The sequence below is a fragment of the Tepidimonas sp. genome, from assembly GCF_029335975.1.
Classification (GTDB): domain Bacteria; phylum Pseudomonadota; class Gammaproteobacteria; order Burkholderiales; family Burkholderiaceae_C; genus Tepidimonas.
The window spans coordinates 1-13,610 of sequence record NZ_JARJMT020000187.1; the positions used below are offsets into that span (position 1 = coordinate 1).

Genomic DNA, 13,610 nt, shown 5'->3' on the forward strand with positions numbered 1-13,610 from the left:
GGCCAGGACCCCGCGCCCGCCGGGTGACGCCCCCCGCCCTCCCAAGGCCAAGCCGGTGGCTGCACCGGTCTCTGCGGCGCGCGAGTCGGGGGGGACCGTCCGCCCGACTGCCCCGCAGGCGTCGCCCACCGCCGGCTCCCGGCTGGAGCTGGCACCGGTGGATCTCGCACAGTCCCTTGGCGCGCCATCCGGTGACGAGCCGACCGGGGGGGCGGTGGCGGGCTCCCCCCATACCATGGCAGCCGCGGCGGAGCCGGACCCGCAGGTGCAGCAGGAACTGGCCTTGCTGCGCGTCGAGCAACAGCGCTTGCTGCTTGCCATCGAGAGCCTCAACCGGGAACTCACCGCAGTCCGCAGCGCCCGCAGCGACGGCATTCTTTACGCGTTGGCGGGGGTGATCGGGGTGCTGTTGGGTGCTGTCCTGTGGTTGCTGCGGCGGCCTGCGGCGGGGGTCCCGCTTCCGACCGCCCCGTGGCGGATAACCCCTGAAGAACGCCGCGGCGAGCAGACTCCCGCGGCGCCGGTCGGGGCTGGAGGTCAGCGAAGCCGAGGCAGCGGTGTTCCACGAGGCACCAACCGCGCTGCTCGATGTTGCCGCATTGCGCGAATTGTGGGAGCAGGTCGATTTCTTCGAATCACTGGGTCAGGCGGCCGATGCAGTCACCCCCTTGCGGGCCTTCGTACGGGCACATCCACGCGCCAGCGAAGCTCCCTATCTGCGCTGGTGGGCACTGGCGAACAGACATGGCTTGGAGACGCATTCGCCGCAGGCCCTATACGAGCAGCACTATCAGCGCCCGTTGCCTGTGGCCGATATGGCCGATGGCCTGGAGTCGGACGAAGGGCTGCTGCAAGCCTTGACGCGCGACTGGCCTGGAGATGCCGCCCGGGCCATCCTCGAGGCAGCCTTGGCATCCCAGCCGGGGGATCCTGCGGCGCCACTGCAGGTGCGCACCCTGGCGGCTTTCGATGACCTGATCGTGCTGCACGGCGTGTGGCATGGACGATCGGTCTTGGGGCAGGCCCCGGCGGCGCCGCAGACCGCTGACGCCGCCCCCACCGATGGCGCGCTCGAATTCGACTGGAGTGCTTGGACGCCGACCAGCAGCGACGCCCCTGCGCTGCGCTGAACCCGCCTGCTCGGGATGGCCCCCCGCGGCATTCCCTCAACGGCGCATCTGCAGTGCGCCCGGGTTGACGATGTGGGTGGGCGTGCCTTTGATGTAGTTGACCACATTGTCGAATGCGGCCGAAAAATATTTTTCGTAGCTGTCGAGCTCGACGAAGCCGATGTGCGGCGTGCAGATGCAATTTTCCAGCCGCAGCAGGGCGTGGCCTTGCAGGATGGGTTCGGTCTCGAACACATCGATGGCGGCCATGCCGGGGCGACCACGGTTGAGGGCCGCAACCAGCGCGTCGGGCTCGATCAACTCGGCGCGCGAGGTGTTGACCAGCAGCGCGGTGGGTTTCATGCGCGACAAGTCCTCCAGCTTGACGCAGCCCATGGTCGCCTCCACCAGGCGCAGATGCAGGCTCAGCACATCGCTGTGGGCGAACAGATCGGCTTGGCTGGCGAAGCTGTCGTAGCCGTCGGCAGCGGCGCGTGCGCGACTGGCTTCGCTGCCCCAGATGGCGACGCGCATACCGAAAGCCCGACCGTAGCCTGCGACGATCTGGCCGATCCGGCCATAGCCCCAGATGCCCAGTGTGCGCCCGCGCAGCACCTGGCCCAGCCCAAAGTTGGGCGGCATGGACGCAGCCTTCAGCCCCGACTGCTGCCAGGCCCCGTGCTTGAGGTGGCTGACATACTGCGGAATGCGCCGCATCGCAGCCATGATCAAGGCCCATGTCAGTTCGGCGGGCGCGACGGGATCGCCGACCCCTTCGGCCACGGCCACCCCGTGCTCGGTGCAGGCCTGCACGTCGATGTGCCGGCCGACCGAACCGGTTTGTGCGATCAGCTTGAGCCGCGGCAGTTTGTCGAGCAACTGGCGCGTGATCTGTGTGCGCTCGCGGATCAGCACGACGATGTCCGCGTCGCGCAAGCGCACGGAGAGCTGGCCCACCCCCTTGACATTGTTGGTGTACACCTTGGCCGGATAGGGGTCGAGCTTATGCGCACAGGCGAGCTTGCGCACGGCGTCCTGGTAATCGTCGAGGATCACGATGTTCATATCAGGCTATTGTGCCGGCCTTGCCGGCGTCCACGGTTGCTCGCCGCGCCCGGGAAGGTCATCCCCGCTTGCGCAGCCGGCACAGGAAGAACGCGTCTGTCCATTCCGTTGGCAGGATGCGGCGGGCCAGCCCGAGATCCGGATGCAGCGCCTGCCCTCGCCAAAAGGTCAAACCGGACAATGCGGGCAGCGCCACAGGCCAGGGTAGGGGCTCAGGTCGTAGGTCGTCCCGCTCGCGCAGCAGCGCATCCAGCACACACTCGTTCTCCTCGGGGGACAGGGAGCAGGTGCTGTAGACCAGCACACCCCCGGGTTTGAGCGCCTCCGTCGCCGAGCGCAGCAGACGGCTTTGCAGGGCGGCGCTGTTCCGAACTTTTTTCAAGCTCCAGTGCGCCCAAGAGGCGGGGTCGAGTCGCGTGAACTGCGCCTCGGACGAGCAGGGGGCATCCAGCAGCACCCGGTCGAACCGGCCGGGGACCAGACGCCCGACGACCGTGCCGTCTTTCAGATAGAGCTGCGCATTGTTCACCCCCAGCCGCTGCAAATTGGCCTTGAGGCGAAAGAAGCGCGCCCGCACCGGCTCCACTGCGGCCAGCCGCCCCTGGTTGTTCATGCAGGCGGCGATGAGCGATGTTTTGCCTCCGGGGGCAGCAGCCAGATCCAGCACTTCCTCGCTCGGCTGGGGATCCAATGCCCAGACCGCTGCCATGCTGGCAATCCCCTGGATGTAGAGGCTCCCATCGGCTGCGAGCGGATGGTGGGTGAGCGCGTCCCGATCGCCTGCGGGCAGTCGAAACACGCCCTGGACGCCCGCCACCGCTTGCGGACGCAGCGGCGCCAAGCTGGACAACACGGCGGCTGCATCCGGTGCGCGCAACGGGTTGATGCGAAACAGCACCGCCTTGGGCGCGGTGTAGCTGGCGTCCACGCGCGGTCGCAGGGCAGGTGGTATCAACGCGTCCAGCACGTCCGAGAAGGCGGATGGCAATGGGGGCAGGGCCGGCTGGGCGGGCGAGGGCGAGCATGACGGCGACGCGGTCACGGCGGTCAGGCTTGTGTGGCGTCCGCGTCGGCCTGGGCAGCTTCGCGTTCGAGCGTTTCGATGGTTTCTGCGACGGTCAGCCAGCGCTCCTCGACGGCGGCGAGTTCGGCCTCCAGCGCCTTCAGGCGCCGGCCGGCTGCGGCGATGTCGGCGTGGTCGGTGCTGCGGGCGAGCTGTTCGTGCAAAGCGTTTTGCTCGGCCTGCAAGGCGTGTAGGCGAGCCTCCAACGCGCTGCATTCGCGTCGATGGGGTTTGAGGCGTTCGGCCAGCTGCTGGCGACGCTGCGCTTGTTGACGGCGCCGCTCCTGAGGAGTGAGCGAGGTGGGACGTGGTGCAGCCGCTTCGCGCCCGTCCACGGGCTTGGACAGGGCCTCGCGGCGCTGGCGGGCCTCGTCCAACAAGTGGCGCTGGTAGTCGTCCAGATCCCCGTCGAACGGCGCGAGCCGTCCCTGGCTCACCAGCCAAAACTCGTCGCAGACCGCGCGCAGGAGGGCGCGGTCGTGGCTGACCAGCATCACCGTGCCCTCGAAGGCGTTGAGGGCCATGCCGAGCGCCTCGCGGGTGGTCAGATCCAGGTGGTTGGTCGGTTCGTCCAGCAGCAGCAGGTTGGGCCGCTGCCACACCAGCAGGGCCAGCACCAGCCGCGCTTTCTCGCCACCGCTCATCGTACCCACGGGCTGGGTCACGGCGTCGCCACTGAACTGGAAGCTGCCCAGAAAGGTGCGCAGATCCTGCTCGCGGGTGGACTGGCCGATCAGGGTGCCGGCCGCTTCGGCCTCGCGGGCGACTCGCACCAGGTGCTGCAGCGGGTTGTCGTCGGCGCGCAGGATGTCGAGCTCCTGCTGCGCAAAGTAGCCGATGCGCAGCCCCTTGCCGGGCACGATGCGGCCGGCCAGCGGCGGCAATGCGCCTGCGATGGTCTTGACCACGGTGGACTTGCCTTGGCCGTTGGCACCCAGAATGCCGATGCGCTGCCCCGGCAGCACACTGCGCCGGATGCCTTGTACGACAGCGCGCGGGGGCTGACCGTCGGCGCCGGGGTAGCCGGCGGAGACGTCGTGCAGCGTGAGCATGGGGTTGGGCAGTGCGTCAGGGCTGGCGAACTCGAACTGAAAATCCGCGCTCGTCAGCACGGGGGCCAGGCGTTCCATGCGGGCCAACGCCTTGAGGCGGCTTTGTGCCTGACGGGCCTTGGTGGCCTTGGCCCGGAAGCGGTCGATGAAGCGCTGCAAATGGGCGATGCGCTCCTGCTGGCGGGCGTAGGCCGTCTGCTGCTGCTCGATCTGCTCGGCGCGCATCTCTTCGAAGCGGCTGTAGTTGCCGCCGTAGCGCGTAAGTCGACCTTGGTCCAGATGCAGGGTGACGCGAGTGACGGCATCCAAAAACTCCCGGTCGTGGCTGATGACGACCAGCGTCCCTTCGTAGCGCTGCAGCCAGTTTTCCAGCCAGACCAGGGCGTCCAGGTCCAGGTGGTTGGTCGGTTCGTCAAGCAACAGCAGATCGCTCGGACACATCAGCGCGCGGGCCAATTGCAACCGCATGCGCCATCCGCCAGAAAACCCATTGACCGGTCGGTCCCACTCCGCAGGACCAAACCCCAAACCCAGCATGAGGGCTTGGGCACGCGCCCGGGCATCGTGGGCGCCGGCATCGGCCAAGGCGGCGTGCGCCAGCGCGATGGCCTCGCCGTCGCCGCTGGCGTCCGCTGCCGCCAGCTGCGCGCGCGCCTCGAGCAAGCGGGTGTCGCCCGCCACCACGAAGTCGGTGGCCGGCTCGGCGGTCTCGGGCATGTCCTGCGCCACATGGCTGATGCGCCAGTGGCGGGGCAGGGTGGCTTCGCCGCTGTCTTCGTGCAGCGCTCCCAGCCATAGCGCAAATAGGCTGGACTTGCCAGCCCCGTTGCGGCCCACCAGGCCCACCTTCTCGCCCGGATGGAGCGTGACGCTGGCACCGTCCAGCACGACCTTGGCGCCCCGTCGCAGGGTAACGTCGCGCAAGGTGATCATGGCGTGGGACGGTGCGGGTCGGGGGGCAAATCGGCCTGCGCCACGGCGAGCGCGTCGCGTGTGATCAGCAGCACCGCATCGTCGCCGCCGCTGGTGCGCAACCAGACCACAGGCAGGGTGGGGAAGGCGCGCTCGAAGTGCACCCGCTCGTGCCCGATTTCCAGCACCAGCACCGCATCTGGGTTCATGTGGTCCAGCGCATGGGCGAGCAGGTGCCGCACAAAGTCCATACCATCGTCGCCACCGTCGGGCCCGCCATCCAGGGCCAGCGCCGGCTCGGCACGATACTCCGCCGGGAGGGCATCCATGCGGGCGCGGCTGACGTAGGGGGGGTTACACAGAATCAGATCGTAGCGATCGCGCAGCGCCGCCCAGCCGTCCGACTGCAACAGGCGGATGCGTTCCTGCAGGCCGTGGCGCGCGACATTGCTGGCTGCCACCGCCAATGCGTCGGTGCTGAGGTCGCTGGCATCGACCGTGACATCCGGCCAGGCCAGCGCCGCCAGCACGGCCAACGACCCGTTGCCCGTGCACAGGTCCAACACCCGGCGCGTGTGCGCGCCCAGCCAGGAGTCGATCGGGTCGGCCTGTGGGGCAGCGGCGATCAGCTCGGCGATGAAACTGCGCGGCACGATCACGCGTTCATCCACGAAAAACGGCACGCCTTGCAGCCAGGCCTCGCCGGTGAGGTAGGCGGCCGGCTTGCGGGTGCGGATGCGGGTCTCGATCAGTGCGCGCACCGCCGCGGCGTCGCCAGGTGCCACGGGGTCGGCGGCGTGGGCGTGCAGATCCAGATCGAGCGGCCGACCCAGACGCCACAGCACCAGCCAGGCGGCTTCGTCCCGGGCATTGGTGGTGCCGTGGCCGAAGCTCACTTTTGCCTCGGACAGGCGCCGCTCGGCCGCGTCGAGGAGTTGCCCCAGCGTGGGGAAAACGGATTGAGACGGCGCTTTCATCCAGAGCGCTCCTCGATGATCAGCCAGCGTGAACCTTCGAGTTGCAGCGCCAAGGTTTTTCGTGTGCGCAATTCGCGTTGTCCATCCGCGCGATAACGTTGGATGAATGTCACATTGGTGCGCACGCCGTCTCGATGAATGCGCGGGTGCAGAACTTCCACCTCGATGAGGCGTCGGCTTTCGATGCGCGAGCGTCGTTGCATTTCCCAGTCAGCACGGCTTGAGGCCCCCGTGGGTCTAAACTGGGGATGATAGTGGGCCAGATAAGCCTGCACATCGCGCGCGCTCCACGCGAGGGCCCACGACTGCACCGCTTTGAGGACCGCAGCTGCTTGGGCGTCGGCCGGCGGGGGAACGCTCGCGGTCACCGGACGGGCCTGGGCAGTCCTGTCGGCATGGATTTGAAGCGCCGGGTTGAGATAGGGCAAGGACCCGGCGACATGTTCTAGTCCGTCTTCGGATTCGCGCAGATACCAGATGCGCGTTGGGATCTCCGGTTCCTCCGGCAAATACTCGATACGCCAATATCGGTGACCGTCTCGCTCTCGCCATTGTTGTATGCCAAGTCGGCTGAATGCCAGCTCTCGGCCCATCGTCTGCCGGGCCCAAGCTTGGAGTTGGGTCATAGCCTTCTTGCGCTCGCGTTCGTGTTCGGCCTCGGATTGCCATTGCAAGGAGGGAACCACCAATACGAGGCTGTTACTCGAATCGGCCAGCGTTATCAGCCTACGCATATCATCGTTGGCTAAAACGACACATCCCTCCGAGGCCAGGGGATCGCGGGTGTAGGCGTTGGGCGGTGTGCCATGCAGCCATATGCCACTGCCGGTGCGGCCCAGCAGCTGGTCAACAGGATTGGGGTAGTCCAACATCAAGGCGCCAGCGCCGTAAAAAGCGGGTAACTGATCAGCCGTTCGCTGTCCAATGACGCGGTAAACCCCAAAAGGGGTTTTGTTGTCGCCCTCCGCTTCTTTGCCAACACCTGCCTTGCCTACTGACACATAAAAACTCGATGCCAGTGTCGGAGGGCGATCATCGCCTGACGGCAGGATCCAATAAAGTCGCAGCGTACTGACATCCAGTACAAAGGCATGTCGGTTGTTGGGTGAAAAGCTAATCAGTCCCCCTGGCCAAGCTGGTTTTTGGGGTATGCGGTCCAAGGCCTGGAGCCGAAGTTTCCATTCTTCGACCAGCTTATGCAATTCAGGGTTTTCAGAGTGCTGGGGCAGATTGGGATCTAATCCGGCGTAAACACGCCTCAGATCTGCCAGCAGGGCATGTGCCAACCGAAAACTCGGTTCACGCTGGATAATCGCTGTCAAAAGGTTCTCCGCCTGGCGGAGGCGACCCCCCAATATGGCATAGGTGGCTTCCAACACAACGCGCTCAGGCTCGGACAGCAGATTCCATGCGGTATCGGGCTCATCCTCGGCTGAGGGTAGAGCTGTGGAGGCTTCCTGGGCAGGGCTAGGGCGATCCGGTGAGGCAGCTACGACCAGCCACCCAGCGAGTAGCGCGGGCAAGCACAAAAAAATAATGATCGCGACGCGCCGCCGCAACGCAGTGGAAAGCATAGTCGTCACGTCAGCGTGTGCGCTCGCTGGCGATCAGCCAGCGATCACCCTGAAGAATCAGCACCAATTCTTTTCGTGTTTGACTCTCGTGCACATCCGATCGATAGCGCTGGACAAAGCGCACGGCCACTTTGTCTGGTTGAATCGGCTGTATGTGCAGGTCTATCAGTTCGATATCGATGCGCTGGCGTGTTGCAATACGTGCTGTGCGCTCTTCAACCCACTTTTCATGGGTCAACTTGCTATTTGGGGTATACCCGGGAATATAACTACTGATATAAGCTTTCATATCACGCGCGCTCCACGCGCGACGCCATGATTCGACTGCTTGGCGCACCCCTGGCAGGGCGTCTGTATTTTTTTCCCTGGCTGTGGATTGGGCGGCGGGCACAGCGGACGTATCGATGCGACGTGCCTGCTCGGCGCTCGTTGTATTTGCTTGGCTAGATTTGGCCTCTTCGACTCGGGCAATCTTCATCTCCGCTGATACTGATCCCGGGGGCAGTGTCAGGGCTTCATCGATCAAGCGCAGCTTGGGCCGGACCTCCTTGACTTTTGGGTTTTGGTTTGTGGCTCTGGCGAATGATTGGCTGGCTAGTTGGCTATAGACGTCGATGAGATTTTCGTAAATAATGTCACAACTTTGGTTGCTTCTTAGCGCCATTTCCAACATGGCGCGCGCATTGTCAAGATCCCCCTCCGCTGCGTAGATTTGGGCCAAGTTATTGCGAGGCTCTGGTAAGCTTGGATATTCTTTGATGAGGTTTAGAAAAATATTGCGAGCTTCTTTGGTTTTGCCGGATTCGGCTAGTATCACACCCTTGAGCAGCAGCAGTTGAAAATCTTTTGGTTGTGTGACCAATTGTCGCTGCAACAATTCGAGCGCTTGTGTTTTTTTTCCGCTGCGGTACGCGGCGAGCGGCGATTCATGATCGCTGGCCAGCACAACTGTAGCCGCGCTGATGGCGATTAGAGCTGCACCGAAGGATATCGAGAGTCGAGCAATGAATGTCATTCTGAAGCGGGGGTAGAAGAAGTATTTTCGACTTTGCGCGCAAGGAGCTCCAGGACACGCTGATAGATGAGGGTGAGTGTATGGAGATCGTCGAGGGCGATGTGCTCGTCCACCTTGTGGATCGAGGCATTGGGCGGGCCAAGCTCCACCACCTGTGGGCAGATCTGTGCAATGAAGCGCCCATCGCTGGTGCCGCCGGTGGTGGATAGTTCGGTATCGAGCCCCGTGACGTCGCGGATAGCAGCGCTCACCGCATCCACCAGCGGACCGCGCGGCGTCAGGAAGGGCAGGCCGCCGACGGTCCAGCTCAGTTCGTAGTCCGCGTCGGAGCGCAGGCCGTGCCGCGCCAGAATTTCGTGGACGCGAGTTTGCAGCCCCTGCGGGGTCGATTCGGTGCTGAAGCGGAAGTTGAAGTCCACCACCACAGCGCCGGGAATGACGTTGCTTGCCCCGGTGCCACCGTGAATATTGCTGATTTGCCAACTCGTCGGCGGGAAGTGGGCATTGCCCTCGTCCCAGCGCGTGGCGACGAGTTCGGCCATCGCCGGCGCCAGCAGGTGGATGGGGTTGCGCGCCAGGTGCGGGTAAGCGATATGGCCTTGGATGCCCTTGACGGTCAGGCGCCCGCTCATGGTGCCACGGCGGCCGTTCTTGATCATGTCGCCGGTGCGCTGTACGCTGGTGGGCTCGCCAACGATACACCAGTCCAGCCGTTGGCCGCGCGCGCGCAGCGCTTCGCATACCACCACAGTGCCGTCGCGCGCCGGGCCTTCTTCGTCGCTGGTGAGTAAAAAGCCAATCGACAGGGCAGGTCTCGGGTTCGTGCGCAAAAAGGTCTCGCACGCCACCACCATGGCGGCCAGCGAGGCTTTCATGTCACTGGCGCCCCGCCCGTAGAGTTTGCCGTCGCGGACGGTGGGATCGAACGGGTCGCTGTGCCAGCGCTCCAGCGGCCCCGTCGGAACCACGTCGGTGTGGCCGGCAAACACCAGCACCGGCGCGTCGGGGCGGGCTCCGGGCCGCAGCGCCCACAGGTTGGTGACGCGAAAGTCGTCTGGGCCGCTGGCGATCGTCTCACACGCAAAGCCCAGCGCCGTCAGCCGCTCGGCCAGCAGCGCCTGGCAGCCGGCGTCGTCCGGGGTGACGGAGGGGCGGCGGATCAAAGCCTCGGTGAGGCGGAGGGTCTCGGACATGGGTATGTGGCGGGCGCGTGGCGCTCAGGATTGGGGAGGGAGAAAACCGTCGAAGGAGGGGCCACCGTCTTGGCCGGCTTCGCCCACCTTGCTGGGAACCGTCGCGTGCGCAGTTGCTACGGCGCGCGCGCGGTCGTCGTTCTGCAGCCGCCACAGCAAGTTGGTCGGCGAGTCGGCGTAGGCCAGCCCCTCTTCGCGCGTGATGCGCCCGGACAGGATCAGCCGTGCCAAGTCCGCTTCGAAAGTTTGCGACTCCTCGGCCATGGACTTCTCCAGTGCCTCGCGCACACCAAAGAAATCGGCTTTCTCGATCAATTCGCTGATGAGTCGCGTGTTGACCATGACCTCCACCGCCGGGGTGCGCCCGCCGTCCACCGTGCGCAACAGCCGTTGCGAGACGATGGCCTTCAGAGACGACGCCAGGTCGATGAGCATGGTTGGCCGCACCTCAGCGGGGTAGAAGTTGAGGATGCGGTTGAGCGCCTGGTAGCTGTTGTTGGCGTGCAGCGTGGCCAGCACCAGGTGGCCAGACTGCGCGTAGGCGATCGCCTGCGACATGGTCTCGCGGTCACGAATCTCGCCGATCAGGATGACGTCTGGCGCCTGGCGCAAGGCGTTTTTCAGCGCGATGTTGAGCGTGGCGGTGTCGGTACCGACTTCGCGCTGGTTGACCACGCTCTTTTTGTTTTTGAACAGGTACTCGATCGGGTCCTCGATGGTGAGGATGTGCCCGGTGGTGCGTTCATTGCGATGGTCGAGCAAGGCCGCCAGCGTCGTGCTCTTGCCCGAACCGGTGGCCCCCACCACCAGCATCAGGCCGCGCTTGGCCATGATCATCTGGGTTAACACCGGCGGGATGCCCAGCTCGCTGACCGCGGGACTCTGACCGCTGATGAAGCGCACCACCACCGCACAGGTGCCGCGCTGGCGCATGGCGCTGATGCGAAAACGCCCCACCTCGGGCATGGGGATGGCAAGGTTGAGTTCGCCCGTGCGGTCGTACTCCAGCAGTTGCTCTGGCTTGACGACCTCGGCCAGCAGCCGGTGGGGCCCGTCCGCCGGTAGCGGCTGCTGCGCGTTGACCGGCATCGTCACGCCGTTGATCTTGATCAGCACCGGCGAGGAGGCCGACAGATACAGGTCGGAGGCCTTCTTTTCGGCCATCAGCCGCAGCAGTTGCTCCATCGGGCCCATCGCCAGTGTCATCCTCCAAGGGTGGTGTGCGCAGGGCGAATCAGTCGCGCAGCAGCTCGTTGAGGCTGGTCTTGGCGCGCGTTTGCGCATCGACCCGCTTGACGATGATGGCGGCGTAGAGGCTGTACTTGCCGCCATCCTTGGGCAGGCTGCCACTGATGACCACCGAGCCGGCCGGCACACGACCGTACAGGATCTCGCCCGTGGTGCGGTCGTAAATCGGCGTGCTCTGGCCGATGTAGACGCCCATCGAGATGACGGAGTTCTCCTCGACGATCACGCCTTCGACGATCTCGGAGCGCGCACCGATGAAGCAGTTGTCTTCGATGATCGTCGGGTTGGCCTGCAACGGTTCCAGCACGCCGCCCAAGCCCACGCCGCCCGACAAGTGCACATTTTTGCCGACCTGGGCGCAGGAGCCGACGGTGGCCCAGGTGTCCACCATCGTGCCCTCGTCCACATAGGCCCCGATGTTGACGAAGCTGGGCATCAGAATCGCACCCCGCGCGATGAAGCTGCCGCGGCGCGCCACCGCCGGTGGCACCACGCGCACGCCAGTGGCGGCCATCTCTTGCGGGCTGAGGTGGGCAAACTTGGTTTTGACCTTGTCGTAGAAAGCCAAGTCGCCTGCCTGCATGATTTGGTTGTCGTGGAGGCGAAAACTCAGCAGCACCGCCTTTTTGATCCATTGGTGCACCGTCCACTGGCCCACGCCCTCGCGGGTGGCGACGCGCAATCGGCCATGGTTGAGCTCGCCAATCACATGCTCGACGGCATCGACGACCTCCTGCGGGGCATTGCCAGGCGAGAGCTGGCCGCGGTTGTCCCAGGCGTTTTCGATGATCTGCTGCAGTTGTTGGGTCATGGTCGTAGGCGTGAATCGTGGGGCGCAGCGGCAGAGGCAGCCATCAGCCCCGAACAAAGCGGACGATGCGCTCGGCAGCTTCGAGGCATTCGTCCACCTCGGCCACGAGCGCCATGCGGATGCGGCCGGCGCCAGGGTTGACCCCTTGCACCTCGCGGGCCAGATAACTGCCCGGCAGCACGACCACATTGTATTGGGCGAACAAATCCCGGGCAAAGTCGGTGTCGCTGCCGCCGTCGCGACCGCCAAAGCGCGCGGGCACTTGCGCCCACAGATAAAACCCGGCGTCGGGCAGTGGCACATCCATCACTTCGGCCAGCCGCGGCCTGACCTGCGCAAACTTGGTGCGGTACAGCTCGCGGTTGGTCTTGACGTGGGTCTCGTCCGCCCAGGCCGCCGCGCTGGCCTGCTGGACCGCTACGCTCATGGCACTGCCATGGTAGGTGCGGTAGAGGGTGAAGTCGCGAATCAGCGCGGCGTCACCCGCGACGAAGCCGCTGCGCAGGCCCGGGGCATTGCTGCGCTTGGACAGGCTGGTCAGCATGATCAGGCGGCGAAAGTCGCCGCGGCCCAGTGTGGCCGCGGCCTGCAGCGCGCCCAGCGGCGGCTCGTCGCGGAAATAGATCTCGCTGTAGCACTCGTCGCTGGCGATGACGAAACCGTAGCGCTCACTCAACTCGAGCAGGCGCTGCCATTCTGTCAGCGACATCACCGCTCCAGTCGGATTGCCCGGCGAGCAGGCATAAACTAACCGGGTGCGCGCCCACACCGCATCGGGTACGCTGTCCCAGTCCACGGCAAAGTTGCGCGCCGGATCGCTAGGCACGTACCAGGGAAGCGCGCCAGCCAGCAGCGCTGCGCCTTCATAGATTTGATAAAACGGATTCGGGCATACCACCACAGGCTCTGGGCCGCGGGCAAAGGTGCGCGGGTCGATGACCACCTGCGCCAGCGCGAACAACGCCTCGCGCGACCCCAGTGTCGGCAGCACCTGCGTGGCTGCATCGACCGCGACGCCATACCGGTGTCGCAGCCAGTTGGCGCAAGCACTGCGCAGCGCGGGCGTGCCCGCCGTAGCGGGGTAGGTAGACAGTCCCCCTGCGGGCTCGTCGATGGCGGCATGCAGCGCGTCCTTGAGCACCGCCGGCGTGGGGTGCCGGGGTTCACCAATGCCCAGATTGATGGGACGCAGGGCCGGATTGGGTGTGATGCCAGCCAACAGCGTGCGCAGGCGTTCGAAGGGGTAAGGCTGCAGCCTCTGCAGCAGCGGGTTGACGTCGGGGACCATGGGCCGCAATGGTAGCCGTTGTGGGCACGTACACTAGCGCCCCGTGCGCCTGCAGACCATCAAATTGTCCGGTTTCAAATCGTTTGCCGAGCCGACCATCCTCCAGCTCCCGGGGCAGCGGGTCGGGGTGGTGGGCCCGAACGGCTGCGGCAAATCCAACATCATGGACGCCGTGCGCTGGGTGCTGGGCGAGTCCAAGGCCAGCGAGCTGCGCGGCGAGTCCATGCAGGACGTCATCTTCAATGGCACCACCACGCGCAAGCCGGCGCAACGCGCCAGCGTCGAGCTGGTGTTCGACAACAG

The 13,610-nt window shown here is 65.3% G+C and carries 12 protein-coding genes; 2 read left to right on the top strand and 10 right to left on the bottom strand.

The features are described 5' to 3' along the window. Positions 1-557 precede the first annotated feature (557 nt). Positions 558-1,130 (top strand): hypothetical protein, encoded by a 573-nt coding sequence (locus tag P3W97_RS10450; protein ID WP_300846495.1) that lies wholly within the window; start codon positions 558-560, stop codon positions 1,128-1,130. Between the two features lie 36 nt (positions 1,131-1,166). On the opposite strand, the gene P3W97_RS10455 is transcribed toward P3W97_RS10450, so the two are convergent. The 10 genes from P3W97_RS10455 to dapC form a co-directional block, all read right to left on the bottom strand. Further along, positions 1,167-2,174, bottom strand: coding sequence for a D-2-hydroxyacid dehydrogenase family protein (locus P3W97_RS10455; protein ID WP_300846497.1), 1,008 nt, complete (start codon positions 2,172-2,174; stop codon positions 1,167-1,169). A gap of 58 nt (positions 2,175-2,232) precedes the next feature. Next, a complete protein-coding gene (locus tag P3W97_RS10460) occupies positions 2,233-3,216 on the bottom strand; it encodes an RsmB/NOP family class I SAM-dependent RNA methyltransferase (RefSeq protein ID WP_300846499.1) in 984 nt (327 codons plus the stop codon). A gap of 5 nt (positions 3,217-3,221) precedes the next feature. Beyond that, complete coding sequence (locus P3W97_RS10465; protein ID WP_300846501.1) at positions 3,222-5,222, bottom strand: ABC-F family ATP-binding cassette domain-containing protein; 2,001 nt, start codon at positions 5,220-5,222, stop codon at positions 3,222-3,224. Beyond that, positions 5,219-6,178, bottom strand: a complete 960-nt coding sequence (gene prmB / locus P3W97_RS10470) for a 50S ribosomal protein L3 N(5)-glutamine methyltransferase (protein ID WP_300846503.1) — start codon at positions 6,176-6,178, stop codon at positions 5,219-5,221. Before prmB ends, P3W97_RS10465 begins: the two co-directional genes overlap by 4 nt. Then, positions 6,175-7,554, bottom strand: a complete 1,380-nt coding sequence (locus tag P3W97_RS10475) for a L,D-transpeptidase family protein (protein WP_300846505.1) — start codon at positions 7,552-7,554, stop codon at positions 6,175-6,177. Before P3W97_RS10475 ends, prmB begins: the two co-directional genes overlap by 4 nt. A gap of 208 nt (positions 7,555-7,762) precedes the next feature. After that, a complete protein-coding gene (locus tag P3W97_RS10480; RefSeq protein ID WP_300846507.1) occupies positions 7,763-8,767 on the bottom strand; it encodes a tetratricopeptide repeat protein in 1,005 nt (334 codons plus the stop codon). Beyond that, positions 8,764-9,960: a succinyl-diaminopimelate desuccinylase gene (dapE, locus tag P3W97_RS10485; RefSeq protein WP_300846509.1), complete on the bottom strand. Its 1,197-nt coding sequence runs from the start codon at positions 9,958-9,960 to the stop codon at positions 8,764-8,766. The genes P3W97_RS10480 and dapE overlap by 4 nt, the downstream gene beginning before the upstream one ends. A gap of 24 nt (positions 9,961-9,984) precedes the next feature. Continuing rightward, complete coding sequence (locus P3W97_RS10490; RefSeq protein WP_300846517.1) at positions 9,985-11,154, bottom strand: PilT/PilU family type 4a pilus ATPase; 1,170 nt, start codon at positions 11,152-11,154, stop codon at positions 9,985-9,987. A gap of 40 nt (positions 11,155-11,194) precedes the next feature. Next, entirely contained in the window at positions 11,195-12,019 is an 825-nt protein-coding gene (gene dapD, locus P3W97_RS10495; RefSeq protein WP_300846511.1) for a 2,3,4,5-tetrahydropyridine-2,6-dicarboxylate N-succinyltransferase, read from the bottom strand. A 43-nt stretch (positions 12,020-12,062) separates the two neighbouring features. After that, on the bottom strand, positions 12,063-13,307 hold the full coding sequence (gene dapC / locus P3W97_RS10500) for a succinyldiaminopimelate transaminase (protein WP_300846513.1): 1,245 nt from the start codon (positions 13,305-13,307) through the stop codon (positions 12,063-12,065). 43 nt (positions 13,308-13,350) lie between these two features. On the opposite strand from dapC, the gene P3W97_RS10505 reads away from it, so the two are divergent. Then, positions 13,351-13,610: AAA family ATPase (locus P3W97_RS10505; RefSeq protein WP_300846515.1), on the top strand; the 260-nt coding region annotated here is incomplete at its 3' end.